General features: G+C 67.1%; 21 protein-coding genes. 16 read left to right on the forward strand and 5 right to left on the reverse strand.

Translation table 11 applies throughout. From position 1 onward, the window contains the following. Positions 1 to 3: 3 nt before the first annotated feature. Positions 4 to 525, reverse strand: a complete 522-nt coding sequence (smpB, locus tag AC1DOM_RS08300; RefSeq protein WP_498962125.1) for an SsrA-binding protein SmpB — start codon at positions 523 to 525, stop codon at positions 4 to 6. 47 nt (positions 526 to 572) lie between these two features. Here smpB and AC1DOM_RS08305 point away from each other — a divergent pair, with 47 nt between their 5' ends. Continuing rightward, on the forward strand, positions 573 to 1,004 hold the full coding sequence (locus AC1DOM_RS08305) for a type II toxin-antitoxin system RatA family toxin (protein ID WP_498962127.1): 432 nt from the start codon (positions 573 to 575) through the stop codon (positions 1,002 to 1,004). Between the two features lie 4 nt (positions 1,005 to 1,008). After that, the gene (locus tag AC1DOM_RS08310; protein ID WP_498962129.1) at positions 1,009 to 1,290 is read left to right on the forward strand and encodes an RnfH family protein; all 282 of its coding nucleotides are present in this window, start codon (positions 1,009 to 1,011) and stop codon (positions 1,288 to 1,290) included. Here the strand turns inward: AC1DOM_RS08310 and AC1DOM_RS08315 are convergent. Continuing rightward, positions 1,287 to 1,682, reverse strand: coding sequence for an outer membrane protein assembly factor BamE (locus AC1DOM_RS08315; protein WP_498962131.1), 396 nt, complete (start codon positions 1,680 to 1,682; stop codon positions 1,287 to 1,289). The genes AC1DOM_RS08310 and AC1DOM_RS08315 overlap by 4 nt on opposite strands. A gap of 49 nt (positions 1,683 to 1,731) precedes the next feature. Between AC1DOM_RS08315 and fur the strand changes: the two genes are divergently transcribed. Then, positions 1,732 to 2,136 carry a ferric iron uptake transcriptional regulator gene (gene fur / locus AC1DOM_RS08320; protein ID WP_498962132.1) on the forward strand — a complete coding sequence of 135 codons (405 nt, stop codon included), beginning with the start codon at positions 1,732 to 1,734 and terminating at the stop codon, positions 2,134 to 2,136. A gap of 3 nt (positions 2,137 to 2,139) precedes the next feature. On the opposite strand, the gene recN is transcribed toward fur, so the two are convergent. Next, the gene (gene recN / locus AC1DOM_RS08325) at positions 2,140 to 3,810 is read right to left on the reverse strand and encodes a DNA repair protein RecN (protein WP_498962134.1); all 1,671 of its coding nucleotides are present in this window, start codon (positions 3,808 to 3,810) and stop codon (positions 2,140 to 2,142) included. An 81-nt stretch (positions 3,811 to 3,891) separates the two neighbouring features. On the opposite strand from recN, the gene hrcA reads away from it, so the two are divergent. The 4 genes from hrcA (at position 3,892) to dnaJ (ending at position 8,698) form a co-directional block, all read left to right on the forward strand. Further along, positions 3,892 to 4,947, forward strand: coding sequence for a heat-inducible transcriptional repressor HrcA (gene hrcA, locus AC1DOM_RS08330; protein WP_498962136.1), 1,056 nt, complete (start codon positions 3,892 to 3,894; stop codon positions 4,945 to 4,947). Between the two features lie 86 nt (positions 4,948 to 5,033). Beyond that, positions 5,034 to 5,537 carry a nucleotide exchange factor GrpE gene (gene grpE / locus AC1DOM_RS08335; RefSeq protein WP_498962138.1) on the forward strand — a complete coding sequence of 168 codons (504 nt, stop codon included), beginning with the start codon at positions 5,034 to 5,036 and terminating at the stop codon, positions 5,535 to 5,537. A gap of 106 nt (positions 5,538 to 5,643) precedes the next feature. Beyond that, positions 5,644 to 7,560, forward strand: coding sequence for a molecular chaperone DnaK (gene dnaK, locus AC1DOM_RS08340; RefSeq protein WP_498962140.1), 1,917 nt, complete (start codon positions 5,644 to 5,646; stop codon positions 7,558 to 7,560). A gap of 7 nt (positions 7,561 to 7,567) precedes the next feature. Continuing rightward, the gene (gene dnaJ, locus AC1DOM_RS08345; RefSeq protein WP_498962142.1) at positions 7,568 to 8,698 is read left to right on the forward strand and encodes a molecular chaperone DnaJ; all 1,131 of its coding nucleotides are present in this window, start codon (positions 7,568 to 7,570) and stop codon (positions 8,696 to 8,698) included. 21 nt (positions 8,699 to 8,719) lie between these two features. On the opposite strand, the gene AC1DOM_RS08350 is transcribed toward dnaJ, so the two are convergent. Together AC1DOM_RS08350 and AC1DOM_RS08355 are read right to left on the reverse strand one after the other, a co-directional pair. Beyond that, entirely contained in the window at positions 8,720 to 10,213 is a 1,494-nt protein-coding gene (locus AC1DOM_RS08350) for a tyrosinase family protein (protein WP_498962144.1), read from the reverse strand. Between the two features lie 179 nt (positions 10,214 to 10,392). Beyond that, positions 10,393 to 11,943: a tyrosinase family protein gene (locus AC1DOM_RS08355; protein ID WP_498962146.1), complete on the reverse strand. Its 1,551-nt coding sequence runs from the start codon at positions 11,941 to 11,943 to the stop codon at positions 10,393 to 10,395. Between the two features lie 214 nt (positions 11,944 to 12,157). On the opposite strand from AC1DOM_RS08355, the gene dapB reads away from it, so the two are divergent. The 9 genes from dapB to prfB all read left to right on the forward strand — a co-directional run bounded on the left by dapB (position 12,158) and on the right by prfB (position 24,972). Next, positions 12,158 to 12,889 (forward strand): 4-hydroxy-tetrahydrodipicolinate reductase, encoded by a 732-nt coding sequence (gene dapB / locus AC1DOM_RS08360; RefSeq protein WP_498962148.1) that lies wholly within the window; start codon positions 12,158 to 12,160, stop codon positions 12,887 to 12,889. 173 nt (positions 12,890 to 13,062) lie between these two features. Continuing rightward, positions 13,063 to 14,205: a glutamine-hydrolyzing carbamoyl-phosphate synthase small subunit gene (carA, locus tag AC1DOM_RS08365; protein ID WP_498962150.1), complete on the forward strand. Its 1,143-nt coding sequence runs from the start codon at positions 13,063 to 13,065 to the stop codon at positions 14,203 to 14,205. Next, a complete protein-coding gene (locus AC1DOM_RS08370) occupies positions 14,202 to 14,627 on the forward strand; it encodes a DUF6973 domain-containing protein (RefSeq protein WP_498962152.1) in 426 nt (141 codons plus the stop codon). The genes carA and AC1DOM_RS08370 overlap by 4 nt, the downstream gene beginning before the upstream one ends. Positions 14,628 to 14,637: 10 nt before the next feature. Then, positions 14,638 to 17,886: a carbamoyl-phosphate synthase large subunit gene (gene carB / locus AC1DOM_RS08375; protein ID WP_498962154.1), complete on the forward strand. Its 3,249-nt coding sequence runs from the start codon at positions 14,638 to 14,640 to the stop codon at positions 17,884 to 17,886. 17 nt (positions 17,887 to 17,903) lie between these two features. After that, positions 17,904 to 18,368 carry a transcription elongation factor GreA gene (gene greA / locus AC1DOM_RS08380; protein WP_498962495.1) on the forward strand — a complete coding sequence of 155 codons (465 nt, stop codon included), beginning with the start codon at positions 17,904 to 17,906 and terminating at the stop codon, positions 18,366 to 18,368. 70 nt (positions 18,369 to 18,438) lie between these two features. After that, positions 18,439 to 19,314: a phosphoglycerate mutase gene (locus tag AC1DOM_RS08385; RefSeq protein ID WP_498962497.1), complete on the forward strand. Its 876-nt coding sequence runs from the start codon at positions 18,439 to 18,441 to the stop codon at positions 19,312 to 19,314. Continuing rightward, positions 19,311 to 21,026, forward strand: a complete 1,716-nt coding sequence (recJ, locus tag AC1DOM_RS08390; RefSeq protein WP_498962156.1) for a single-stranded-DNA-specific exonuclease RecJ — start codon at positions 19,311 to 19,313, stop codon at positions 21,024 to 21,026. The genes AC1DOM_RS08385 and recJ overlap by 4 nt, the downstream gene beginning before the upstream one ends. Positions 21,027 to 21,086: 60 nt before the next feature. After that, positions 21,087 to 23,768, forward strand: a complete 2,682-nt coding sequence (locus AC1DOM_RS08395) for a DUF2135 domain-containing protein (protein WP_498962158.1) — start codon at positions 21,087 to 21,089, stop codon at positions 23,766 to 23,768. A gap of 75 nt (positions 23,769 to 23,843) precedes the next feature. After that, positions 23,844 to 24,972 (forward strand): peptide chain release factor 2 gene (gene prfB / locus AC1DOM_RS08400; protein ID WP_498962160.1). Its coding sequence is split into 2 segments (ribosomal slippage): positions 23,844 to 23,918 and positions 23,920 to 24,972, totalling 1,128 coding nucleotides; the frame shifts between segments, so codons are not numbered across the junction. The last annotated feature ends 12 nt before the right edge of the window (positions 24,973 to 24,984 follow it).

Raw genomic sequence — 24,984 nt, forward strand, 5'->3', positions numbered from 1 at the left:
GGCTCAGGCGTTCTTGTTGTGCCGGCGCAACAGCCGCTGCTTTTCGCGGTTCCAGTCGCGTTCCTTGCTGGCTTCGCGCTTGTCGTGCGTCTGCTTGCCGCGCGCCAGGGCCAGTTCGGCCTTGACCTTGTTGCCCTTCCAGTAGATCGCGGTGGGAATCAGCGTGTAACCGTCGCGTTGCACGCGTCCGATGAGCTCGTCGATTTCGCGGCGATGGAGAAGCAGCTTGCGCGTGCGATGGGCGTCGGCGATCACGTGCGTGGAGGCCGAGATCAGCGGCGTGATCTGCGCACCGAACAGGTACAGCTCGCCGTCCTTCACGATCGCGTAGGCCTCGCCGATGTTGGAGCGCCCGGCACGGATGGCCTTCAGCTCCCAGCCCTGCAGGGCGATGCCGGCCTCGACCTTCTCTTCGAAGTGGTACTCGTGTTTCGCCCGCTTGTTGAGGGCGATGGTCTTCTGCGTGGGCGCCTTGCCCGCGCCGGACGCCGGCTTTCCCTTATCCTTGGCCACTTTCTTGTTCATCCGCCCATTCTCGCCGAAGCAGCCCGCGCAGGCGAACTGAAGTGCAAATGCCCACGATCCAGCGCAGCGCCCTCGTCGAACACTCCGCCGCCCGCATGTTCGGGCTGGTGAATGACATCGCGGCGTACCCACGCCGGTTCGACTGGTGCGAGGCGGCGCAGGTGCTGGAACAGGGCGACAAGCGCGTGGTCGCGCGGCTGGACCTGGGCCTGGGCTCGCTGCGCACGTGGTTCACCACCGAGAACACGCTCGCGCCGCCGCACCACATCGACATGCATCTGAAGGACGGGCCGTTCAAGAAGCTGCACGGCCGCTGGCAGTTCCATGCGCTCGACGAAAGCGCGTGCAAGGTGACGCTGACGCTCGATTTCGAACCGAAGAACAAGTTGCTCGGGCCGGCCTTCGCGCTGGGCTTCCAGGGGCTGGCCGACCGCATGGTCGACGATTTCGTGCGCGCGGCCGACCGCGGCGCGGAGTAGGCGCGTGCGCGTGGAGATCGTGCTGGCGGTGCCGCGGGCCTTCGAGTCGTGGCAGGTGACCGTGCCGATCGGCGCGACCGTGGCGCAGGCGCTGGAATCGGCGGGGCTCACGCCGCAGATGCTGGAATCGCGCGGGATCGACGGCCTGGCCTTGCACGGCGTGCGTACCACGCCACAGGCGGTGCTGCGCGACGGGGACCGGATCGAATTGCTGCGTCCGCTGGTGGCGGACCCGAAGGACGCGCGCCGGCGACGCGCCGCGCGCCCGAAGCCGAGCGACGCTTAGCGGCCCTGCTTCTTCTTTTTCTTGTCGACCGGCAGGTTGCCGTAGTGATCGTGCATTTCCTTCGCGAGCTGCTCGTCCTGCTCGCCGAAGTATTCGCCGTCCCACTTGGCCAGCTGGTCGTTTTCGAACCACAGCGTCAGCGTCTTGCGTTCCGCGGGGCCGACGCGGCCGGTGCGCTGCGTGGCCACGTAGTCCCACCGGTCATGGTGGAAGGGGTCGGCGACCGACGGCGAGCCGAGCAGGTTCATCACCTGGCGCTTGTCCATGCCTTGCTGGAGTTGCTCGACGTTGGACTTCTCCAGCAGGTTGCCCTGGTAGATCGGCGTGCGATAGAGCATGCCGCAGCCCGAGGTGAGGGCGGCGAGGGACAGGGCGATGAGCAGCTTGCGCATTCGGTGGTCTGGGCTGGCGCGGGGAGGGCCGATGATACACTCCGCCGCCATGGAACAGCAGGATCTCCGCAAGGCCGGGCTCAAGGTCACGCATCCGCGGATGCGGATCCTCGAGCTGTTGGAACAAACCCGCCCGCGGCACATGACGGCGGAGGACATCTACCGCCAGTTGCTGGAGCACGGGGACGAAATCGGGCTGGCCACGGTGTACCGCGTGCTCACCCAGTTCGAGTCCGCCGGCCTGGTCCTGAAGCACAACTTCGAGGGCGGCCACGCGGTCTACGAGCTGGATCGCGGGGAACACCACGACCACATGGTCGACATCGATACCGGCAAGGTCATCGAGTTCCAGAGCGCCGAGATCGAGGAGCTGCAGAAGCAAGTCGCAGCCAGCCACGGCTACGAGATCGAGGAACATGCGTTGGTGCTTTACGTGCGCAAGAAGCGCACGTAACCGTCAGTTCGCGTCCGCCAGCAGCCTGCGGGCCGCCGCCCGCGCTTCGGTGCTCACTTCCACGCCGCCCAGCATGCGGGCGAGTTCTTCTTCGCGATCGAGCGCTTCGAGTTTGCGCACCGCGCTCTGGGTCATGCCTTCGCTGGCGGCCTTGCTGACGCGGTAGTGCGCATGGCCCTGGGCCGCGACCTGGGGCAGGTGGGTCACGCACAGCGCCTGGCGCTTGCCGCCCAGGGCGCGCAATTTCTGGCCCACGATGTCGGCCACGGCGCCGCCGATGCCCGAATCCACTTCGTCGAAGACCATCGTCGGCACCGCGTCCAGGCCCAGTGCGGCGACTTCGATGGCGAGCGAGATGCGCGAGAGTTCGCCGCCCGAGGCGACCTTGCGCAGCGCGCGCGCCGGTTGGCCGGGGTTGGCGGCGACGAGGAATTCGACGCGCTCGGCGCCTTGCGGATCCGGATCGGCGGCGGCGTTGGGTTCGATCGCGACGGAGAAGCCGCCACCGCCCATGCCCAGTTCGCCGATGAGCGTGGTGGTCGCTTTCGACAGCGCATCGGCGGCTTTCGTGCGCGCCTTGGTCAGCGCGGTCGCGGCGGTTTGCCACGCGGCGCGTGCGCTTTCGATTTCGCCATCGAGCGCGCGCACGCGTTCTTCCGAACCTTGCAACGCGGCGACTTCGGCTTCGATGGCATCGCGTTGCGACGCCAGTGCCTCCGGCGGAACACGGTGCTTGCGCGCCAGGTCGTGCAACTGCACGAGTTTGCGATCCAGCGTGTCGAACGCCGCGGGATCGATGTCGAGGTCGGCGCGCACGCGTTCGAGCAGGGAGGCCGCTTCGTCGATCTGGATGGCGGCGATCTCGAGCATCCCGTCGATTTCGGCCAGGCGCGGTTCGTGTTCGGCCTGGCGCGCGAGTTCGTTGCGCACCTGCTGCAATTGCCGACCGAGCGAGGGGCCGTCGTCGCCGCCGAGGCTCGCACCGGCGCCATCGCACGCGGCGATCAGGCCGGCGGCGTGCGCGTGGCGTTTGTGCGAGGCGATCAGTTCGGCGAATGCGTCGGGTTCGATTGCGTCGCGACGCAATTCGGCGAGCTGGTGTTCGAGGAAGTTGATGCGATCGCCGGGGTCGCCGCGCTGCGACAGGGCGTCGCGTTCGCGCACCAGGGCGGTCCACTTGCGCGCCGCAGCCTGGACGTCGGACAGCTTGCCCTCGTTGCGCCCGAAGGCGTCGAGCAGCGCGAGCTGGCTGCCGCGCGACATCAGGGCCTGGTGTTCGTGTTGCCCGTGGATTTCGACGAGCAGGCCCGCCAGTTCGCCCAATTGCGCGATCGTCGCCGGGCGCCCGTTGATCCAGGCCTTCGAACCGCCGTCGGCGCGCAGGGTGCGGCGCAGTTGGCAGGCCTGTCCGTCGTCGTCGAGTTCCTGTTCGCGCAACCACGCGGCGGCGTCGGGGGCATCGTCGAGTGCGAAGACGGCGATCAATTCGGCGCGTTGCGCCCCGTGCCGGACCACGCCGGCGTCGGCGCGCGCGCCGGAGAGGAAACCGAGCGCGTCGACGAGCAGCGATTTGCCGGCGCCGGTTTCGCCGGAAATCACGGTGAGGCCTGGGCCGAAATCGAGTTCGGCGGCGCGGACGACCGCGAAGTCCTGGATGGCGAGGTGCGTGAGCATGGCGTTAGCGTAAACGGTCTTTCGTCTCGCCCGAAGAGATTGCCGGTTGCGCGGGGTGCGCGGCGGGCTTATACCGACCGCATGGCCTCCCGTCCCTCCGATGTCGACCTCGATCCGCGCGCACGCCAGTTGCTGCGCACGCTGATCGCGCGCTACATCCGCGACGGCGAGCCAGTCGGTTCGCAAACCCTGGCGCGCCACGCGGGCCTGGACATCAGCCCGGCCACGATCCGCAACATCCTCTCCGACCTGGAAGAAGGCGGGCTGCTGACCTCGCCGCACACCTCCGCCGGGCGTATCCCGACCACGCAGGGCTACCGCGTGTTCGTCGACTCGCTGGTGCAGGTCAAGCCACTGCCCGAAGGGGAATTGGTCCGCCTGCGGCAGGAGCTGCCGGTGGGGTCGGGGACGCAGGCGCTGCTGGGCAGCGCATCGGAACTGTTGTCGGCGATGACGCATTTCGTCGGCGTGGTCGGCGTGCCGCGGCGCGAGCAGTTCGCCTTCCGCCACATCGACTTCGTCGCACTCGAAGCCAACCGCGTGCTCGCGATCGTGGTCTTCGCCGACAACGACGTGCAGAACCGCATCCTGCAAACGCGCCGGACCTGGGATGCCAGCGAGCTCGAACGCGTCGCCAACTACCTCAACCAGCATTTCGCCGGCCGCCCGCTGCAGGACATCCGCGCCACGCTCGTGCATGAATTGCGCGCGGCGCGCATGGAAATGGAAACGCTGATGGCGCACACGGTCGAGCTGGCCGAACAGGCGCTCGCGCCGGACCTGGGCGACGACGTCGTGCTTGCCGGCCAGACGCGCCTGATGGGCGTGCAGGACCTGTCCGACCTGGACCGCCTGCGCGATCTGTTCGAGGCCTTCTCCCGCAAGCGCGAGATCCTGCAGTTGCTCGAACGCACCGCGCGCGCGCCCGGGGTGCGCGTGTTCATCGGCGAGGAAAGCGGGGTCGCGCCACTGGAATCGGTCTCGCTGGTCACCGCGCCCTACGCCGCGGGGGGCCGCGTCCTGGGCGTGCTGGGCGTGATCGGCCCCACGCGCATGGCCTACGACCGCGTGATCCCGGTGGTCCAGGCGGCCGCGGGCGTGCTCGGCAAGGCGCTGGAGTCGAACTCGGGCGGATAGTCGCCCCCGGGGCTTGAAAGCCGGTCGGTCCGGCCGCATCGCTGAGACCACGGGTGGCGAGGACGCCGCCGAACGGACCGATTCGCATGATCCAGGAACCCCAGGATGCAGACGCCGCCCTCGACGGCGAGGACGCATCGCACGACCAGATCGAAGCCCTGCGGGGCGAGATCGAACAACTCCGCGCCGAGCAACTGCGCGAGCGCGCCGACCTCGACAACCAGCGCAAGCGCCTTGCCCGCGACGTGGAAATGGCGCGCAAGTTCGCCAACGAACGCCTGCTTTCCGAGCTGCTGCCGCTGTTCGACAGCATGGAAGCGGGCCTGGCGGCGGCCGAGAAGGCCGACCCGCTGCGCGAGGGCCTGGAGCTCACGCTCCGCCAACTGCACCGCATCGCCGAGTCCAACGGCCTGCTCGAAGTGGCCCCGCATCCCGGGGAGAGCTTCGATCCGGATCGCCACCAGGCCATGAGCATGGTCGAGGCGGGCGCGTTGCCCCCGGGCAGCGTCGTGCAGGTCTTCCAGAAGGGCTACGTGCTGAACGAGCGCCTGTTGCGCCCGGCACTGGTGGTCGTGGCGAAGCACGACTGAACGGTTAATCCCGCGGCCTCTTGAAGCAGCCGCGTGGAACCTTATTTCCCAAGCATTCCGGCGTACCGCGCCGACAAAAATTCATAAAGTTTCGGAGGGAGACAACATGGGCAAGATCATCGGCATCGACCTGGGCACGACGAACTCGTGCGTGGCGATCATGGAAGGCGGCAAGGCGCGCGTCATCGAGAACAGCGAGGGCGATCGCACCACCCCATCCACCGTGGCCTACACCAAGGACGGCGAAGTCCTGGTCGGCGCCTCGGCCAAGCGCCAGGCGGTCACCAACCCGAAGAACACCTTCTTCGCGGTCAAGCGCCTGATCGGCCGCAAGTTCAAGGATGCCGAAGTCCAGAAGGACATCGGCCTGGTGTCCTACGCGATCACCGAGCACGACAACGGCGATGCGTGGGTCGCCACCGCCGACGGCAAGAAGCTCTCGCCGCAGGAAGTCTCCGCGCGCGTCCTGGAGAAGATGAAGAAGACCGCCGAGGCCTACCTCGGTGAAACGGTGACCGAAGCGGTCATCACGGTGCCGGCCTACTTCAACGACAGCCAGCGCCAGGCGACCAAGGACGCCGGCCGCATCGCGGGCCTGGAGGTCAAGCGCATCATCAACGAGCCGACCGCGGCCGCGCTGGCCTACGGCATGGACAAGAAGGGCGGCGACCGCAAGGTGGCCGTGTACGACCTGGGCGGCGGCACGTTCGACGTCTCGATCATCGAAATCGCGTCGGTCGACGGCGAGATGCAGGTCGAAGTGCTGTCCACCAACGGCGATACGTTCCTGGGCGGCGAAGACTTCGACAAGCGCGTCATCGATTACCTCGTCGAGGAATTCCTCAAGGACCAGGGCATCGACCTGCGCAAGGATCCGCTCGCGCTGCAGCGCCTGAAGGACGCCGCCGAGCGCGCGAAGATCGAGCTGTCCTCCGCGCAGCAGACCGAAGTGAACCTGCCCTACGTCACCGCCGATGCCTCCGGTCCCAAGCACCTGAACATCAAGCTCACGCGCGCCAAGCTCGAAGCGCTGGTGGACGACCTGGTCAAGAAGACGATCGAACCGTGCCGCATCGCGCTGAACGACGCGGGCCTGCGCGCCAGCGAAATCAGCGAAGTCATCCTCGTCGGCGGCCAGACCCGCATGCCGAAGGTGCAGGCGATGGTGGGCGAGTTCTTCGGCAAGGAACCGCGCAAGGACGTCAACCCCGATGAAGCCGTCGCGCTCGGCGCGGCGATCCAGGGCGGCGTGCTCGCCGGCGACGTCAAGGACGTGCTGCTGCTCGACGTGACCCCGCTCAGCCTGGGCATCGAAACCCTCGGCGGCGTGTTCACCAAGATCATCGAGAAGAACACCACGATCCCGACCAAGGCCTCGCAGACCTTCTCCACCGCCGAGGACAACCAGTCCGCGGTGACGGTGCACGTGCTGCAGGGCGAACGCGAACAGGCGCGTTACAACAAGTCGCTCGCGCGCTTCGACCTGGCCGGCATCGACGCCGCGCCGCGCGGCATGCCGCAGATCGAAGTGTCCTTCGACATCGACGCCAACGGCATCCTGCACGTACACGCCAAGGACAAGAAGACGGGCAAGGAGCAGAAGGTCGAGATCAAGGCCGGCTCGGGCCTGTCGGACGAAGAGATCCAGCGGATGGTGCAGGACGCCGAAGCGCATCGCGAAGACGACAAGAAGTTCCATGAGCTCGTGCAGGCCCGCAACCAGGCCGACGCGCTGATCCACTCGGTGCGCAGCGCGATCACCGAGCACGGCAGCAAGGTCGGTGGCGATGTGATCGGTCGCGTCGAAGGCGCCTTGTCGGACCTGGAAACGGCGATGAAGGGCGACGACAAGGGCCAGATCGAAGCCAAGACGCGTGCGCTGGAGGAAGCGGCGCAGGCGATCGCGGCGGCGGCCTCGGCCGGGCAGGGCGGCGGCGACGCCGGCGGCCCGCAGGGCGGTGGCGCGGCGGGCGACGACGTCGTCGATGCCGAATTCACCGAGGTCAAGGACGACAAGAAGTAATTGACGGATGAAACGCGACTACTACGAAGTCCTCGGCGTTGCCCGGGACGCCAGCGACGATGACCTGAAGAAGGCCTATCGCCGCTGCGCGATGAAGCATCACCCGGACCGCAATCCCGGCGACCACGCCGCGGAAGCCGCGTTCAAGGAATGCAAGGAAGCCTATGAAGTGTTGTCCGAGCCGGCCAAGCGCCGGCTCTACGACCAGCACGGCCATGCCGCGTTCGAACACGGCATGGGCGGTGGCGGCGGGCCCGGCGGTGCCGGGTACGCCGACATGGGCGATATCTTCGGCGACATCTTCGGCAACATCTTCGGCGGTGGCGGTGCGCGCGGCGGTCCACGCCGCGGCGCCGACATCGGCTACGTGATGGAGCTGGACCTGGAGGAAGCCGTTTCGGGCCTCGAAAAGCGCATCGAAGTGCCGACGCTGGTCTCGTGCCACCACTGCGCGGGCACCGGTTCCAACGACGGCATCCTCGAAGACTGCAAGACCTGCCACGGTCGCGGCCAGGTGCGCATGCAGCGCGGCATCTTCCAGATGCAGCAGACCTGCCCGCACTGCGCCGGCCGCGGCAAGACGATCCCCAATCCGTGCAAGCCGTGCATGGGGCAGGGGCGTCTTGAAGAAGAAAAAGTCCTGTCGGTGAAGATCCCCGCGGGTGTCGACAACGGCGACCGCATCCGCCTGCAGGGCGAAGGCGAAGCCGGCCCGGCCGGCACGCCGCCGGGCGATCTGTTCGTCGAAGTGCGCGTGCGTCCGCATCCGATCTTCGAGCGCGACGGCGACGACCTGCACTGCGACATCCCCTTGCGCATTTCGCAGGCCGCGTTGGGCGACACGATCCGCGTGCCCACGCTGCATGGCGATCTCGAATTGCGCGTGCCCGCCGAAACGCAGACCGGGAAAGTCTTCCGCCTGCGCGATCGCGGCGTGCGCTCGGTGCGCAGCCGCGCGCCCGGCGATCTCTACTGCAAGGCGGTCGTCGAAACGCCGGTCAACCTCACGGCCGAACAGCGCGAGATCCTGGAGAAGTTCGAAGCCACCTTCGTCGGCGACGGCGCGCGCAAGCACTCGCCGAAGTCGAGCACCTTCATCGATGGCGTGAAGGGCTTCTGGGATCGGATGACGAACTGATCCCGGTTTGGATCCGGCAGATTACTGCCGGATCAGATCGACCTGGGCGACCATCGCATCGGCGCCCTTTTCCGGAACGCCACCGGGCACGAGCTTCACGAACAGCATGTCGCGCGTGGAGCTCGAATGGCTGGTCTTCGCCAGGCCCGCCAGCAGCGGCGTGACATCGAAGCTGTAGAAGTTGTCGCCCAGCGCGGTATCCAGCTTGCTGCCGCCGCCGTGTTCGTGGAACTCGGCGTCGAAGAAGTTGATGTTGCCCACGTAGTTGCGCGCGGCGGGCGCCACGTTCGGCGACTCGCACAGATAGACGTGATACAGCACGCCCGGCTGCTTCCACGCATGCAACTTGCGAAGCACCAAGTAGGTGTGGCGAGCATCGGCATCCAGGCCGAGCATCGCCGTGGCCTTCGCATTCGGCTCGCGCGCGAGTTTCACAGTCGTCGCCGCGTTGCCCAGGTTCACCATGTTCACCGCGGAGGCGACCTTCTGCGCCCCGGCCACGCCCTTCGCAGCCAATGTCGCCGGCGGCGGCGTCGTGGGTGCGACAGGCGGACGCGGGAAGAACGCGTCGTAGTCGTAGCCCAGTTGCAGCGCACTGAACAGATTCTTAGCGCTGCGCTGCTGGCGCAGGCCGCGTTCGTCGGCGAGCGTGAACGCGGTATTGATCCAGGGATTGGCGACCGCGTCGGTCGGATTCTTGTTGCCGTTCCGGTTCCAGCTGGCCCACATGCGGTCGATGTTGGCGTGGTGCACGAAGAACAGCGGATCGTTGCCCGCATACGGCACCGCGCCCATGCCGCGCGTGTTGCCCACGAGCGTGTGGATGCGGCCGTGGATGGTCGAATCGATCGTGCGGCCGAAGCCGGTCACGCTGCCGACGGTGGAGTAGTTCGTCTTCGACATCGCCTCGTCGATGTTCATCGCATCGCCGGGCTGCAGTGCGTGGATGGGCAGGCCGCTGTTCGCGCGCGAGGCGCGGTTCGGGCGATACAACACGCCGAACACTGGGTCGTCGGGCATGCGGAATTGCTCCGGTACCACGCCGCGCTGCGCCGGATCGGACGAGGTGTAATTCCAGTACGGCATCGTGAAATCGGTGCGCCCGGTGACCACGCGGATCATGCGTTCGAGCATGTAGACGTAGTAGCGATGCCACGGCAGGAAGAAGTTCGAACTCTGGCCGGAGTGCGACTGGCAGGTGTTCCAGACTTCTTCGGCGAGCGTGCGCTGCGGCGTGACGGTATCTCCCCACACGCGCGTGATTTCGTCGGTCTTGACCGTCGCGCCGTCGACGAAGTGCGTGTACCACTGCCACATCCAACTGCACGGATTGTCGGGCGTCATCGCCTGCATCAGGCGGATGCCGTTGGCATACGTGGCCAGCATGTCCAGGCCGCCGGGCGTGGACAGATCGCAGCGCAGCAGCGTTGCCGCGCTTGCGTTGCGCGCGAAGCCGAAGACCAGCGGCGTGGCCGCCATGGCCTTGATCAGATTGCGTCGGGTGATGTCGCTCATACGGGCACTCCTGCAAATTCACATGCAGCAGTGGCGCTCGCACCCCCTGCCGCGATAGGGGCGAGCATGCCCCCCGCTCGGGTGATGGCAGGGTGTAAGCGGCTCTTGCGCAACGCGAAGTACATCCCCCGACAACCCTTCGCCGCGCGCCCGTCCCCAGGCGCGCGGCGTTTCGCGCCTTACTGGCGCACCAGCTCGATGCTCGCGACCATGCTGCCGGCGCCCGCGGTGGGCTTGCCGCCCGGCACGAAGGTCACTTGCAGGGCATCGCGCGAAACCGCGCCACTGCGTTCGAAACGGCGCAGCAGATCGGTCACGTCGAAGCTGTAGAAGTTCTCGCCCAATGCGGTGTCCAGCTTCGCGCCGTGGCCGCCGTGATCGTGGAATTCAGCGTCGAAGAAGTTGATCGCACCGACGTAGGTGTTCTTGTTCAGCGCAACGTTACTTTGCGCACCCTTCGCCGGGCCGAGGTACACGTGGTAGAGCACTTCCGGCTGCTTCCACGTATGCAGGTTCTTCAACACCAGGTAAGTGCGTTGCGGTGCGGTGGCGGGCACGAGGCCCAGCACGGGCGAGACCTGCTTGGCGGCCGCAAGGCGCTGGACGTTCACGCGCGTGTTGGTCGCGCCGAGCTCGGCCATCGTGCTCGAGGAGGCGACGCGCTCGGGCGTGCTCGCCATGAGGGCGGCGACGCGCTGCACCGTGGTGAGCGTCTTCTTTCTCTTCGGCGCCTGCTGCTGCTGTTGCGGCGGCGGCGGAGGCGGAGGCGGCGGTGCGATCAGCGAGTCGTAGCTGTAGCCGAGCAGGTTGGTGTCGAAGAAGTCCTTCAACTTGCCCGTCACGCGCTGGCCCAGGCGATCGGCGAACACGAACTGGGTGTTGCCCCACGTCGAGAGCGGATTCACGCCGGCGTAGTTCGCGTTCCAGCTCGCCCACATGCGATCGATGGTGGAGTGATGCACCCAGAACAGCGGGTCGCGCGCGGCGTAAGGCACGGCGCCCATGTTCGACGCAGTGCCCACGAGCACGTGGATGCGCCCGTGGATGTTGGAATCGATCGAGCGGCAGAAGCCCAGCACCGTGCCGACCGTGCTGTAGGCCGCGCACGCCATGGTCGCGCTGATGTCCATCTGGTCGGTGGGCTGCGTCTTGTCGATGCGCTGGCCGGTGTTGGCGAGCGAGGTTCGATTGGAGCGATACAGCACGTTGAACACCGGATCCAGCGGCAGACGGAACTGCAGCGGCACGATGCCGCGCTTGAGCGGATCGGCGGAGGTGTAATCCCAATAGGGGAGGGTGAAGTCCGGGCGGCCGCTGACTTCGCGGATGATCTGTTCGAAGAAGAACACGAACATGCGGTGCCAGGGCAGGAAGTGGTTGGTGTTCTGCCCGGCGTGCGACTGGCAGGTATTCCACATTTCGTTGGCGAGCATGCTCTGCGGCGTGACGGTGGTGCCGAAGATGCGCGCTTGCTCGGCGGCCTTGGTGGTCGCGCCGCTGACGAAGTGCGTGTACCACTGCCAGAGCCAGCTGGTCGGATCGGTTTCGGGACGCGCGAGCATCGTGCGCATCGCATTGGCATACGTCGTCAACATGTCCAGGCCTTGCGGCGAGGCGATGTCGTAACGCACGAGCGACATGGATTGGGCGAACGCGTTGTTCGAAAGCCATGCGGCCAGCGGCATCGCGCTGGCCCCTTGCAGGAAGCGGCGGCGGGACAGCGAAATCATGGTGGAGCTCTCCGCGAAACGAATCGATTGGGGAAGTCGCCGCGGATGGTCCTTCCCAGTCCCATCCAACCCTTTGGTCGGCGTCCTTCGACACACAAGACCGTGTTTTGCGTGAGATTCCGGTCACGGCCGCTCGCATCCGCACAAGGAGTTCAGCAACGTCATCGCGTCGTCACGCGTGCGCGGACAAAGCACTTCCGTTAGCCTCACCCGCATGGACGAACCCCTCACGCCGGCTTCACCGATTCGACTGCTGGTTCACGGCGCCAACGGGCGCATGGGCCAGGCACTGCTCCGGCTGGCGGCCGAGCGACCGGACTCTTTCATCATCGTGGGCGCGGTCTCGCGCAAGGTGGGGCAGCGCGTGATCGACGGCGTGCCGCAATTCGCCGCCAGCGAACTGGCCGCCGCTCCCGATTGCGACGTGGTGGTCGACTTCAGCCTGCCCGAAGCCTTCGACGGCGTCCTCGCGCATTGCGCCGGCAAGGGCTGCGCGCTGGTCAGCGGGACGACGGGGCTGTCCGAATCGCAGGTCGCCGCGCTCGACGCGGCCGCCGCGCGCATCCCGGTGTTGTGGGCGTCGAACTTCAGCCTCGGCGTCGCGGTGCTGGCCGACCTGGTCGAACGCGCCGCGCGTGCGCTGCCCGGGTGGGACGTCGACATCGTCGAACAACACCACGTGCGCAAGGTCGACGCGCCCTCGGGCACGGCGCTCACCCTCGGCGACGCCGCGGGGCAGGGCGGCGCGATCCCGCGCTATGCATCGCTGCGCGCAGGCGACATCGTTGGCGAGCACACGGTGCAATTCGCGACCCTGGGCGAGCGCATCGAGCTGGTCCACCGCGCGACCAACCGCGACATCTTCGCCCGCGGCGCGCTCCACGCCGCCGCTTGGCTCGCGCGCCAGGGGCCCGCGCGCTACCGGATCGGCGACCTGCTGGGCTGAACACCGCGGGGCGGCCCGGCAGCATCGTTTGTCGGAAGCGTCCGGCATCGGTACAATCCCGGCTCGCCTGCCACCTGCCAGCACGGACCGGAAGAAACGCCGCGTTCGCGCTTTGCTGCAACCTCTCATCGGGGGTTCGCGCCAGGGGCATCCCCCCGACATAGGCGAAGCCCGTGATCCCAACCGCACTCCTCGCACTCGAAGACGGCACGATCTTCGAGGGCGTTTCCGTCGGCGCGCCCGGCCTGTCCGTCGGCGAAGTGGTGTTCAACACCGCGATGACCGGCTACCAGGAGATCCTCACCGATCCCTCCTACGCGCGCCAGCTCGTCACGCTGACCTATCCCCACATCGGCAACACCGGCTGCACCGACCAGGACGACGAAGCCCGCCAGGTCTGGGCCGCCGGCCTGATCGTGCGCGACGTCCCGCGCCGCCCGAGCAACTGGCGCAACCAGCAGGCGCTGCCCGAGTGGATGAAGCAGCGCGGCGTGGTGGCCATCGCCGACATCGACACCCGCAAGCTCACGCGCCTGCTGCGCGATCGCGGCGCCATGAACGGCGCGCTGCTCGCAGCGTCCGCGCCCGGCGAAGTGCTCGACGTCGACAGGGCGATCGAAGCCGCCCGCAAGTTCCCCGGCCTGAAGGGCATGGACCTGGCCAAGGAAGTCAGCACGCGTACGGCGTACGGCTGGCGCGAAGGCCAGCTCGACCTGGACCGCAACGTCTTCGTCGACACGCCGTCCAAATACAAAGTGGTTGCCTACGACTTCGGCGTGAAGCAGAACATCCTGCGCATGCTGGCCGAACGCGGCTGCGACGTGACCGTCGTGCCCGCGCAGACACCGGCCGACCAGGTACTCGCGATGCAGCCCGACGGCGTGTTCCTGTCCAACGGCCCCGGCGACCCGGCTCCGTGCGATTACGCGATCGACGCCATCCGCACCTTCGTCGACCGCAAGGTCCCGACCTACGGCATCTGCCTGGGTCACCAGCTCCTCGGTCTGGCCATTGGCGCGACGACGAGCAAGATGAAGTTCGGCCACCACGGCGCGAACCACCCGGTGATCGACCTGGACTCCGGCCGCGTGATGATCACTTCGCAGAACCATGGGTTCGCGGTGGATGAAGCCTCGCTGCCGAAGAATGCGCGCGTGACGCATCGTTCGCTGTTCGATGGTTCGAACCAGGGCATTGCGCTCACCGACGCACCGGCCTTCTCCTTCCAGGGGCATCCGGAAGCGAGCCCGGGCCCGCACGATGTCGCGCCGCTGTTCGACCGCTTCATCGATGCGATGGAGGCACGCGCGAAGTGAAGCGCCCGTCCCGTCGCCTGCGGGTGTTCGCCGCCGCCTTCGTGGTGCTGGCTGCCTATCCGGCGTTCGTGTTGGGCACTGTGTACGCGCATTGGTTCGGCGCCAATCTTCCGGGCGGCCGCAACGGCCCGGCGGATGCCTATCGCCACACGCTCGCAAGCGCGACCGTCGCTTACACCACCTCGCCGCGCCTGGTCGCCTTCGTGACGCGCGTGATGGAACGCGACGGGCAGGGCAGCCCGATGCGCTGGATGGATGCGCACAACAACCGCATCGGCGCGCGCATCGGCACGCAGGCGGGCAGTTGGAACGACATGCAGGCGCGCGTGCGCGCCGCGATCGACGCCGGCGCCATCGGCGCCACCGACCAAAACCAGATCACCTGGCTGCCGCGCGAGCGGTGGCAGGACCGAATGTACTGAAGGGCGAGAAATGCCGAAGAGAACCGACCTCAAGACCATCCTCATCATCGGCGCGGGCCCGATCGTCATCGGGCAGGCGTGCGAGTTCGACTACTCCGGCGCGCAGGCCTGCAAGGCGCTGCGCGACGAGGGGTATCGCGTGGTGCTCGTCAACAGCAATCCGGCGACGATCATGACCGACCCGGAGATGGCCGATGCGGTCTACATCGAGCCGATCAACTGGCAGACGGTCGAAAAGATCATCGCCAAGGAAAAGCCCGACGCGCTGCTGCCGACGATGGGCGGCCAGACCGCGCTGAACTGCGCGTTGGACCTGGCCGACAACGGCGTGCTCGAGAAATACAACGTCGAGCTGATCGGCGCCAAGCGCGACGCGATCCGCATGGCCGAAGACCGCGAGCTGTTCCGCGTCGCGATGTCCGAGATCGGCCTGGAATGTCCGAAGGCCGCGGTGGCGCGCACCTTCGAACAGGCCGTCGAGATCCAGGCGACCGTCGGCTATCCGACGATCATCCGTCCGTCCTTCACGCTCGGCGGCACCGGCGGCGGCATCGCCTACAACAAGGAAGAATTCGAGGAGATCGCACGCCGCGGCCTCGAACTCTCGCCCGTGCACGAAATCCTCGTCGAGGAATCGGTGTTGGGCTGGAAGGAATTCGAGATGGAAGTCGTCCGCGACACCGCGGACAACTGCATCATCGTCTGCTCGATCGAAAACCTCGATGCGATGGGCGTGCACACCGGCGATTCGATCACCGTCGCGCCGGCGCAGACGCTCACCGACAAGGAATACCAGCGCCTGCGCGATGCCTCGGTCGCGGTGCTGCGCAAGATCGGCGTCGATACCGGCGGCTCGAACGTGCAGTTCGGCATCAACGCGCAGACCGGCCGCGTGGTCGTGATCGAGATGAATCCGCGCGTGTCGCGTTCCTCGGCGCTGGCTTCGAAGGCCACGGGCTTCCCGATCGCCAAGGTCGCCGCCAAGCTCGCGGTGGGCTACACGCTCGACGAGCTGCGCAACGAGATCACCGGCGGCAAGACGCCGGCCTCGTTCGAACCGACGATCGATTACGTCGTCACCAAGATCCCGCGCTTCGCCTTCGAAAAATTCCCGGCCGCCGATGCGCGCCTGACGACGCAGATGAAGTCGGTCGGCGAAGTGATGGCGATCGGCCGCAGCTTCCAGGAATCGCTGCAGAAGGCGCTGCGTGGCCTGGAAACCGGCAAGGTCGGCCTGGATCCCACGGGCCTGGATCTATCGAACGAAGACGACCTGGCCAAGATGCGCCGCGAACTCAAGGAGCCGGGCCCGGAACGCATGTTCCACCTCGGCGATGCCTTCCGCGCGGGCATGTCGGTCGAAGACGTGCATGCGCTGTCCTTCGTCGATCCGTGGTTCCTGGACCAGATCGAAGAACTGATCGCGATGGAACGCGATGTCGTCGCCGCGGGCCTGGACGGGCTCGATGCGCGCCACCTGCGCCAGCTCAAGCGCCGCGGTTTCTCCGACGCGCGCCTGGCGCAGTTGGTCGGCACCAATGAATCGGCGGTGCGCGCACTGCGCAAGGCCTTCAACGTGCGCCCGGTGTACAAGCGCGTGGACTCGTGCGCGGCCGAATTCGCCACCAGCACCGCCTACCTGTATTCGACCTACGAGGACGAATGCGAAGCGCAGCCCACCTCGCGCGACAAGATCATCGTGCTCGGCGGCGGCCCCAACCGCATCGGCCAGGGCATCGAATTCGACTACTGCTGTGTGCACGCGGCCATCGCGCTGCGCGAGGACGGGTTCGAGACCATCATGGTCAACTGCAACCCCGAAACCGTCTCGACCGATTACGACACGTCCGATCGCCTGTACTTCGAACCGCTGACGCTCGAGGACGTGCTGGAAATCGTCGAACTCGAACAACCCAAGGGCGTGATCGTCCAGTACGGCGGCCAGACGCCGCTCAAGCTGGCGAAGGCGCTGGAAGCCAACGGCGTGCCGGTGATCGGCACTTCGCCCGATTCGATCGACCTGGCCGAAGACCGCGAACGCTTCCAGCACCTGGTCACCGACCTGCAATTGCTGCAGCCGCCGAACGGAACGGCGCGCAACCATGACGAAGCGCTCGCCATCGCGCGCAACATCGGCTATCCGCTGGTCGTGCGTCCGAGCTACGTGCTCGGTGGACGCGCCATGGAGATCGTGTATTCCGATGCCGACCTCTCGCGTTACATCCGCGAAGCGGTGAAGGTGTCCAACGACTCGCCGGTGCTGCTCGACCGCTTCCTCGACAACGCGGTGGAAGTCGACGTCGACATCATCGCGGACAAGGACGGCAACGTCCTGATCGGCGGCGTGATGGAGCACATCGAGGAAGCCGGCGTGCATTCGGGCGATTCCTCGTGCTCGCTGCCGCCGTATTCGCTGTCGGCGCAGACGCAGGATCGTTTGCGCGAACAGGTCGTCGCGCTCGCCAAGGCGCTGAAGGTCGTCGGGCTGATGAACACGCAGTTCGCGATCCAGCAGAACGATGACGGCGAAGACACGATCTTCCTGCTCGAAGTGAACCCGCGCGCCTCGCGCACCGTGCCCTTCGTGTCGAAGGCCACCGGCGTGCCGCTCGCGAAGATCGCCGCACGCTGCATGGCGGGCAAGACGCTGGCCGAGCAGGGCGCGACGAAGGAAGTCGTGCCGGGCTACTACTCGGTGAAGGAAGCGATCTTCCCGTTCGCCAAGTTCCAGAACGTCGATCCGATCCTCGGACCGGAAATGCGTTCCACCGGCGAAGTGATGGGCGTGGGCCGCAGCTTCGGCGCCGCCTTCGCGCGCGCGCAGGAAGCCGGCGGCATCAAGGCGCTGCCGCCGACGGGCAAGGCATTCATCTCCGTCCGCGATCCGGACAAGGTGCGCGTGCTGTCGGTCGCGCAGGACCTGGTGCGCCGCGGGTATGCGCTCGTCGCCACCGGCGGTACGGCGGATTTCCTGCGCCGGAACGGGTTGGATTGCACGAGCATCAACAAGGTGATCGAGGGCCGGCCGCACATCGTCGACCTGATCAAGAACGGCGAGATCGTGTATATCGTCAACACGACCGAGGGCAAGCAGGCGATCGCCGACTCGTTCTCGATCCGGCGCGAAGCCCTGCAGCATCGCGTCACGTACTCGACCACCATCGCGGGTGCCCGCGCGCTGCTGAATTCGCTCGACCATCGCGGTGCGGGCGACGTCAACGCGCTGCAGGCGCTCCACCAGGAATTGAAGCAAGCATGAGCACGACGCGGGCACCCATGACGGCGAAAGGCGCGCTGCGTTTGCGCGCGGAACTGGAAGAACTCAAGTCGGTGAAGCGGCCGGCGGTGATCCACGCGATCGCCGAGGCGCGCGCGCACGGCGACCTGAAAGAAAACGCCGAGTACCACGCCGCGCGCGAGCAGCAGGGGTTCATCGAAGGCCGCATCAAGCAGCTCGAAGCCGAGCTCTCGCATGCGCAGGTGATCGACGTGTCCTCGCTCAACGCCGGTTCGCGCATCGTGTTCGGCGCAGTCGTCGAACTGGCCGATGCCGACAGCGGCGAAGAAAAGAAGTACCAGATCGTCGGCGACCTGGAAGCCGACATCAAGCTGGGCATGATCGCGATTTCCTCGCCGGTGGCGCGTGCGCTGATCGGCAAGCACGAAGGCGACACGGTCACCATCGAAGCGCCGGCCGGGCAGCGCGAGTACGAAATCGTCGCGGTCAGTTACGAGGCCTGAGGACGTGACGGCCCAGGCGGCGTCGGCGACCTTCCTGTTGCCGGCGCGCGTGCGCTTCGGCGGGCAGGCGATGTCCCCGGGGCTCGCGACGGCGTTGGGGCGTGCGGATCGCAATAGCGCCGATGCCGGCGAGCGTGCGCAGTTGTTGCGGCATTTCGAATTGTTGCCGCGCGGCTGGCCCGTCGCGGCAATCACGCGTGCGTTGGATGCGAACGACGCGAACCTCGGTGCCTGGCTGCGCGCCGATCCGGCCTTCGTCCGCCCCGATCTCAACGGCGCACGCTTGCTTGCGTGCGGCGATGCCTTGCAACTGACGCAGGCCGACGCCGATGCATTGCTCTCGGTCTTGCGCCCCTTGTTCGGTGACTCGGGCATGCCGATCGATGCGCCGCGCCCTGCGCGCTGGTACCTGCGTTTGCCACGCGAGGCGAAGCTGCCTTCGATGGCTTCGCCGGACGAAGCGCTCGGTGCGGATCTGTTCGACCATCTTCCCGAAGGTCCGGAAGGCCGCCGCTGGCGCGCGTTGTTGAGCGAAGCGCAGGTCACCTTGCATCAGCATCCCTTGAATGCGCAGCGCCAGGCCGCGGGCAAGCCGCCGGTGAACTCATTGTGGTTCTGGGGCGGCGGCGTGTCGCCGGATCACGTGACGACGTCGCACGCGTTGGTGGAGTCCAATGAAGTCACGCTGCGCGCGTTGGCGAAGTCGGCGAAGATCGATGGCATCGACCTGACGGCGAAGCTGGGCATCGCGGGCCTCGTCGATTTGCGTGCGGTGCGCGACCTGCGCGAACTCGAGTCGCATTGGTTGCAACCGGCTTTGCAGCGCCTGCGCATGGGCGGGTTGGCGTCGCTGCATCTGGATTGCGAGGACGGCGCGCAGTTCACGCTGCAACGCAAGCAGCGTTGGCGTTTCTGGCGCAAGCCGCTGAAGGCCTTCGACGCATGACGATGCTGCGTCGCATCGTCCGCCGCCCGGAGATCACGCCCGAAGGCGATTGGCCCGACCACGTGCCGATGCTCCTGCGTCGGCTTTACGCCACGCGCGGTGCCGCGGACTTCGACACGGCGCGGCCGAAGCTGGCCCGCCTGCACGCGCCCGACACCCTGGGCGGCATGGACGCGGCGACCGCGTTGCTGCGCGATGCGATCGTGCAGGGCAAGCACATCGTGGTCGTCGGCGATTTCGATTGCGACGGCGCGACGGCCTGCGCGGTCGGCGTGCGCGGCCTGCGCATGCTCGGCGCGCAGCGCGTGTCGCATGCGGTGCCCAATCGTGCGGTGCACGGGTATGGCCTGTCGCCGGGCTTGGTCGACGATCTGGCGGCGCTCGCACCCGACCTGCTCGTCACCGTGGACCACGGCATCGCGTGCCACGCAGGCGTTGCCGCCGCGCGAGCGCGTGGCTGGCAAGTGCTCGTCACCGACCATCATCTCCCCGGGCAGACGCTGCCCGATGCGCACGCGATCGTCGATCCGAACGTGCGCGGCGACGGCTTCCCGAGCAAGGCGCTCGCCGGCGTCGGCGTGATGTTCTACGTGCTGCTCGCGTTGCGTGCGCGCTTGCGTGCCGAAGGTTTGCCGAGCGAGGCCGACCTCACCACGCTGCTGGACCTCGTCGCGGTGGGCACCATCGCCGACCTCGTGCCGCTGGATGCCAACAATCGCGCGCTCGCCGGCGCGGGCTTGCGTCGCCTGCGCGCAGGGCAGGGGTGCGCAGGTTTGCAGGCCCTGATCGAAAGCAGTGGCCGCGACGCGCGCACGCTGACGGCCTCCGACATCGGCTACGCGCTCGCGCCGCGCATCAATGCGGCGGGCCGGCTCGAAGACATGGCGCTGGGCATCGAATGCCTGCTGACCGATGATCCCACGCAAGCCCGCCAACTGGCCGGCGTGCTCGGCGAAATCAATGCCGAACGCAAAGGCGTGCAGCAGCAGATGACCGACGAAGCCGAGGCCGCGCTCGCGCGCGTCGCGCTCGACGGTGCGTTGCCGCCCGTGCTCTGCCTGTTCGATCCGGCCTGGCATCCGGGCGTCGTCGGGTTGGTGGCGTCGCGCATGAAGGAACGCGTGCATCGCCCGGTCGTGGCCTTCGCACCCGCCGAACCGGGCAGCGACGCGCTGCGTGGTTCCGCGCGTTCGATCGCCGGCCTGCATATCCGCGATGCGCTCGCGGCGGTGGACGCGGCGATGCCGGGCCTGATCCCGCGCTTCGGCGGCCACGCGATGGCGGCGGGCCTGAGTCTTTCACACGATGGGCTGGATGCCTTCGCCAATGCCCTGCGCACACACGTCGAAAGCGTGCTCGATCCTGCGCTGTTGCAGGCGCAGGTCGTCAGCGATGGCGCGTTGCAAGCGCACGAGTTCGATCATGCGAGCGCGCAGTGCCTGCGCGACGGCGGACCCTGGGGCCAGGCGTTCCCCGAGCCCTTGTTCGACGGCGTGTTCGACGTCGTGGGCCACAAGGTCGTGGGCTTGCGGCATCTGAAGTTGTCCCTGCGGATCGCCGGCCGCGCCGCGCCCATCGACGCGATCCACTTCAACGGGTGGACGGGTACGCCGCCCCCGGCGCGCATGCACCTGGCCTATCGCCTGGCGGTGGACGACTACCGCGGCGGGGACGCCGTGCAGCTGATCGTGGAATACGCGACCGACGCCTGACCCCGTTCGCGCAAGCCGTGCGTTCGAGGGGAACATCACGGGCCAGCTGGGGGATTTCGCATGCATCGTTCCATCGTCGCGGGGATCGCGTGCGCGATCACGTTCGCCATCGGGTTGTCGTCGCCTGCCTCCATCGCACAGAACCTCGTCGCGCCGGTGGTGCGGATCGGCGGCGATGCCAGGGACCTCCAACCCATCCAGGTGCGCGCCATCGGCGACACCGTCGATCGCGCCGGTCCGATCGAACGCAGGACCATCACCCTGGCCCTGCGCAATCGCAACGCGCGCGTGCTCGAAGGCACGCTGGAATTTCCCCTCGCCGCGGGGCAGCAGATCGTCGGTTTCGCGCTCGACATCGACGGACAGATGCGCGAGGCCGTGCCCGTGCCCAAGGACAAGGGGCGGCAGGTGTTCGAGGCCATCGAACGACGCGGCATCGATCCGGGTTTGCTCGAACAGACGGCAGGGAACAACTTCCGGCTGCGGGTCTATCCGATTCCGGCGCAGGGCGAACGTCGCGTACAACTGATCATCGATCGGGAGATCGTCGGCGATTCCAAATCGGCGAAGGCCGCGTGGATGGCGCGTCGCGATGACGGCCAAACCTATGTACTCGGGCAGGTCGCGGTCGGCAAACCCGCGTTCACGCAACGCGCCATGCCCAGGCACGTGCAGATCCTGTGGGATGCCTCGGCCTCGGCGCGCGGGCGCAACCGCGCGGGAAACTGGTTCTTGCTCAACGACTATTTCCGCGCCATGGGGTCGGGCACGGTCGCACTCCGGTTGCTGCGCGATGTCGGCGAAGACGCGGGCGTGTTCGAAATCCGGAACGGTGATTGGTCGGCGCTGCGTCGGCGCCTGGAGTCGGTGACCTACGACGGCGCGACCGACCTCGCTGCCTGGACACCGCGCGCGGACATCGCCGAATACCTGCTCTTCAGCGACGGACAGCGCACCTATGGCGAAGCCCAGGTGCCGCGGCTCGATGGGCGCCAGCGTTTGTATGCCATCGCGCCGCAGGATGCCGGCGTGGATGCCATCCGACTTGCGACGTTGGCACAACAGCGCAACGGCCGACTGATCTTCGCCGCGCACCGCGGTGACGTCGCGACACGTGGCTTGCTCGGGCAGGGCCTGCGCATCGTCGGCCTCGCGCCGCATGGTGTCACCGATCTCGAAGTGCCGGGCCGTTTCATCGATGACGGACTGCTGCGTGTCGCCGGGCGCGCGACGCAAGCCGACGCATACGTCGATGTCACGCTCGACGATGGGGCAGGGCAGCGCATCGTGCGCGTGGACATGCCCATCGCGGGTTCATCGCATCCGCAGGTCGCATCGCTTTGGGCGAACTGGAAGGTGCGTGCGCTGTCCGCAGATCCGGAGCGCAATGCCGCGCAGATCGCGCGCGTCGGGCAGCAGTTCGGCATCGTCACGCCGGGCACTTCGCTGATCGTGTTGGAGAACGCGGACGACTACGTGCGTTATGACATTCCCGCGCCTGCCGCGCTGCGCGAGGAAGTGACGCAATTGCAGGCCACGCGCGAGAAGGCACGCAAGCAAGAGCGCAGCGAGCGCATCGACAACGTCGCGGAGAAATTCGCGGAGCGCATCCAATGGTGGGAACGCAAGTTCCCGAAGACTGCGCCGAAGCCGAAGGTGTCGGCCACTGTCGCAGTCGCCGCCGCCGCGGACGAGCGCCGCGAAGCGTCCGCCGAGAGGCAGTACGCCCCTGCCGCTGCGATGGCACCGCCGCCACCCGCGCCCGCACCCGCATCCGCACCCGCGGAGCTGGATGCGTTCGAATCCACGACGCCCGGCCAGGGGCCGAAGCACGCGGCCACCATCACGCTGCAACCCTGGCAATCCGACGCGCCTTACGCGCGACGCCTGCGCGAGGCGAAACCCGCCGAGATCTACGCGCGTTACCTCGACGAACGCGATGCGCACGCCGACAGCACCGCTTTCTACCTCGATGTCGCCGACCTCCTGCTGGCGAAGGGCCGTCGCAACGAAGCCTTGCGCGTGCTCTCGAACCTGGCCGAGATGCAACTCGAAAGCCGCCACGTACTGCGCGTGCTCGGCTACCGCCTGATGCAGGCCGGGCAATCGGAGCGCGCGGTCGAAGTGTTCCGCAAGGTCCTCGCGATGGCCGACGAAGAGCCGCAAAGCCATCGCGACCTCGGCCTCGCGCTGGCCGCCACGGGCCGGCGGCAGGAAGCGATCGAGCATCTGTACGAAATCGTCGCCACGCCGTGGGACGGCCGTTTCGACGAAGTGGAACTGGTCGCGCTCAACGAACTCAATGCGATCGTCGCCACCAGCCCGACGCGGCTGGACACCCGCTTCGTCGACCCACGACTGCTGCGCAACCTGCCGGTCGACCTGCGCGCCGTGCTCGCCTGGGACAGCGACAACAGCGACATGGACCTCTGGGTGACCGACCCCAATGGCGAGCGCTGCTACTACGGCAACCGCCTGACCGCCCAGGGCGGGCAGCTCTCCGACGACTTCACCGGCGGCTACGGCCCCGAGGAATTCCTGCTGCGCGATGCCAAGCCCGGCAAGTACCGCGTGGAGGCGAACTTCTACGGCGACCGCCAGCAGATCGTCACCGGCGCCACGACCCTGATGCTGACGCTCACCACCGGGTGGGGCACGCCCGCGCGCAAGGACCAGGCCGTGACCCTGCGCCTGAACGATGCGAAGGAGACGGTCCTGGTCGGTGAGTTCGAAGTGCAGTGAGGCCGCCGCGGCAGCCGGGGGCCTTCCCCCGGCTGGTATCATTCGCGACCGAACGCAACACCTCGCAAAGCACCCATGATCGAACTCAATCCCATCCGCCAGCGCATCGCCGACCTCACCGGTCGGCTGGATGCGCTGAGGGGGTATCTTTGACTACGACGCCCGCAAGGAGCGTCTGGAAGAAGTCAACCGCGAACTGGAAAGCCCGGATGTCTGGAACGACTCCGAACGCGCGCAGGCCCTCGGCCGCGAGCGCAGCTTCCTGGACAAGACCGTCAACGGCATCCGCGACCTGACCGAAGGCCTGGCCGGCGCGAACGAACTGCTGGAACTGGTCGAGATGGAAAACGACGAGGAGACGTACAACGCCATCGTCGCCGACGTCGAGCGCTACGCGCGCGGCGTGGACCAGCTGGAATTCCAGCGCATGTTCTCCGGCAAGATGGATTCGCACTCGGCCTTCGTCGACATCCAGGCCGGCGCCGGCGGCACCGAAGCGCAGGACTGGGCCGAAATCCTGCTGCGCATGTACCTGCGCTGGGCCGAATCGCGCGGTTGGAAGACCGAACTGCTCGAAGTCTCCGGCGGTGAAGTCGCGGGCATCAAGTCGGCCACCTTCCGCGTGGAAGGCGATTACGCCTACGGCTGGCTGAAGACGGAAATCGGCGTGCATCGCCTCGTGCGCAAGTCGCCGTTCGATTCCGACAACCGTCGCCATACCTCGTTCACCTCGGTGTTCGTTTCGCCGGAAGTGGACGATTCGATCGACATCGACATCAACCCGGCGGACCTGAAGACCGACGTCTATCGTTCCTCGGGCGCCGGCGGCCAGCACGTCAACAAGACCGAATCGGCGGTGCGCATCACGCACGTGCCCAGCGGCATCGTGGTGGCGTGCCAGACCGAACGCAGCCAGCACGCCAACCGCGACCGCGCGATGAAGATGCTCGCGGCCAAGCTGTACGAGGCCGAGATCCAGAAACGCAACGCCGAGAAGGATGCGCTGGAAGCCACCAAGTCCGACATCGGCTGGGGCAGCCAGATCCGCAACTACGTGCTGGACCAGAGCCGCATCAAGGATCTGCGCACCGGCATCGAACGCAGCGATACCCAGAACGTGCTGGACGGCGACCTCGATGAGTTCATCGAGGCCAGCCTCAAATCCGGGCTCGAAGCCGGCTCCAAGCGCAGCGACGCAGCCTGATCCGAAGAACAC

Source organism: Lysobacter sp. P5_B12 (assembly GCF_056400425.1).

Bases quoted from the DNA above. Each gene is read 5' to 3' on its own strand.
- smpB (WP_498962125.1), bottom strand. From the start codon at position 525: ATGAACAAGAAAGTGGCCAAGGATAAGGGAAAGCCGGCGTCCGGCGCG.
- AC1DOM_RS08305 (WP_498962127.1), top strand. From the start codon at position 573: ATGCCCACGATCCAGCGCAGCGCCCTCGTCGAACACTCCGCCGCCCGC.
- AC1DOM_RS08315 (WP_498962131.1), bottom strand. From the start codon at position 1,682: ATGCGCAAGCTGCTCATCGCCCTGTCCCTCGCCGCCCTCACCTCGGGC.
- fur (WP_498962132.1), top strand. From the start codon at position 1,732: ATGGAACAGCAGGATCTCCGCAAGGCCGGGCTCAAGGTCACGCATCCG.
- recN (WP_498962134.1), bottom strand. From the start codon at position 3,810: ATGCTCACGCACCTCGCCATCCAGGACTTCGCGGTCGTCCGCGCCGCC.
- hrcA (WP_498962136.1), top strand. From the start codon at position 3,892: ATGGCCTCCCGTCCCTCCGATGTCGACCTCGATCCGCGCGCACGCCAG.
- grpE (WP_498962138.1), top strand. From the start codon at position 5,034: ATGATCCAGGAACCCCAGGATGCAGACGCCGCCCTCGACGGCGAGGAC.
- dnaK (WP_498962140.1), top strand. From the start codon at position 5,644: ATGGGCAAGATCATCGGCATCGACCTGGGCACGACGAACTCGTGCGTG.
- dnaJ (WP_498962142.1), top strand. From the start codon at position 7,568: ATGAAACGCGACTACTACGAAGTCCTCGGCGTTGCCCGGGACGCCAGC.
- AC1DOM_RS08350 (WP_498962144.1), bottom strand. From the start codon at position 10,213: ATGAGCGACATCACCCGACGCAATCTGATCAAGGCCATGGCGGCCACG.
- AC1DOM_RS08355 (WP_498962146.1), bottom strand. From the start codon at position 11,943: ATGATTTCGCTGTCCCGCCGCCGCTTCCTGCAAGGGGCCAGCGCGATG.
- dapB (WP_498962148.1), top strand. From the start codon at position 12,158: ATGGACGAACCCCTCACGCCGGCTTCACCGATTCGACTGCTGGTTCAC.
- carB (WP_498962154.1), top strand. From the start codon at position 14,638: ATGCCGAAGAGAACCGACCTCAAGACCATCCTCATCATCGGCGCGGGC.
- greA (WP_498962495.1), top strand. From the start codon at position 17,904: ATGACGGCGAAAGGCGCGCTGCGTTTGCGCGCGGAACTGGAAGAACTC.
- AC1DOM_RS08385 (WP_498962497.1), top strand. From the start codon at position 18,439: ATGTCCCCGGGGCTCGCGACGGCGTTGGGGCGTGCGGATCGCAATAGC.
- recJ (WP_498962156.1), top strand. From the start codon at position 19,311: ATGACGATGCTGCGTCGCATCGTCCGCCGCCCGGAGATCACGCCCGAA.
- AC1DOM_RS08395 (WP_498962158.1), top strand. From the start codon at position 21,087: ATGCATCGTTCCATCGTCGCGGGGATCGCGTGCGCGATCACGTTCGCC.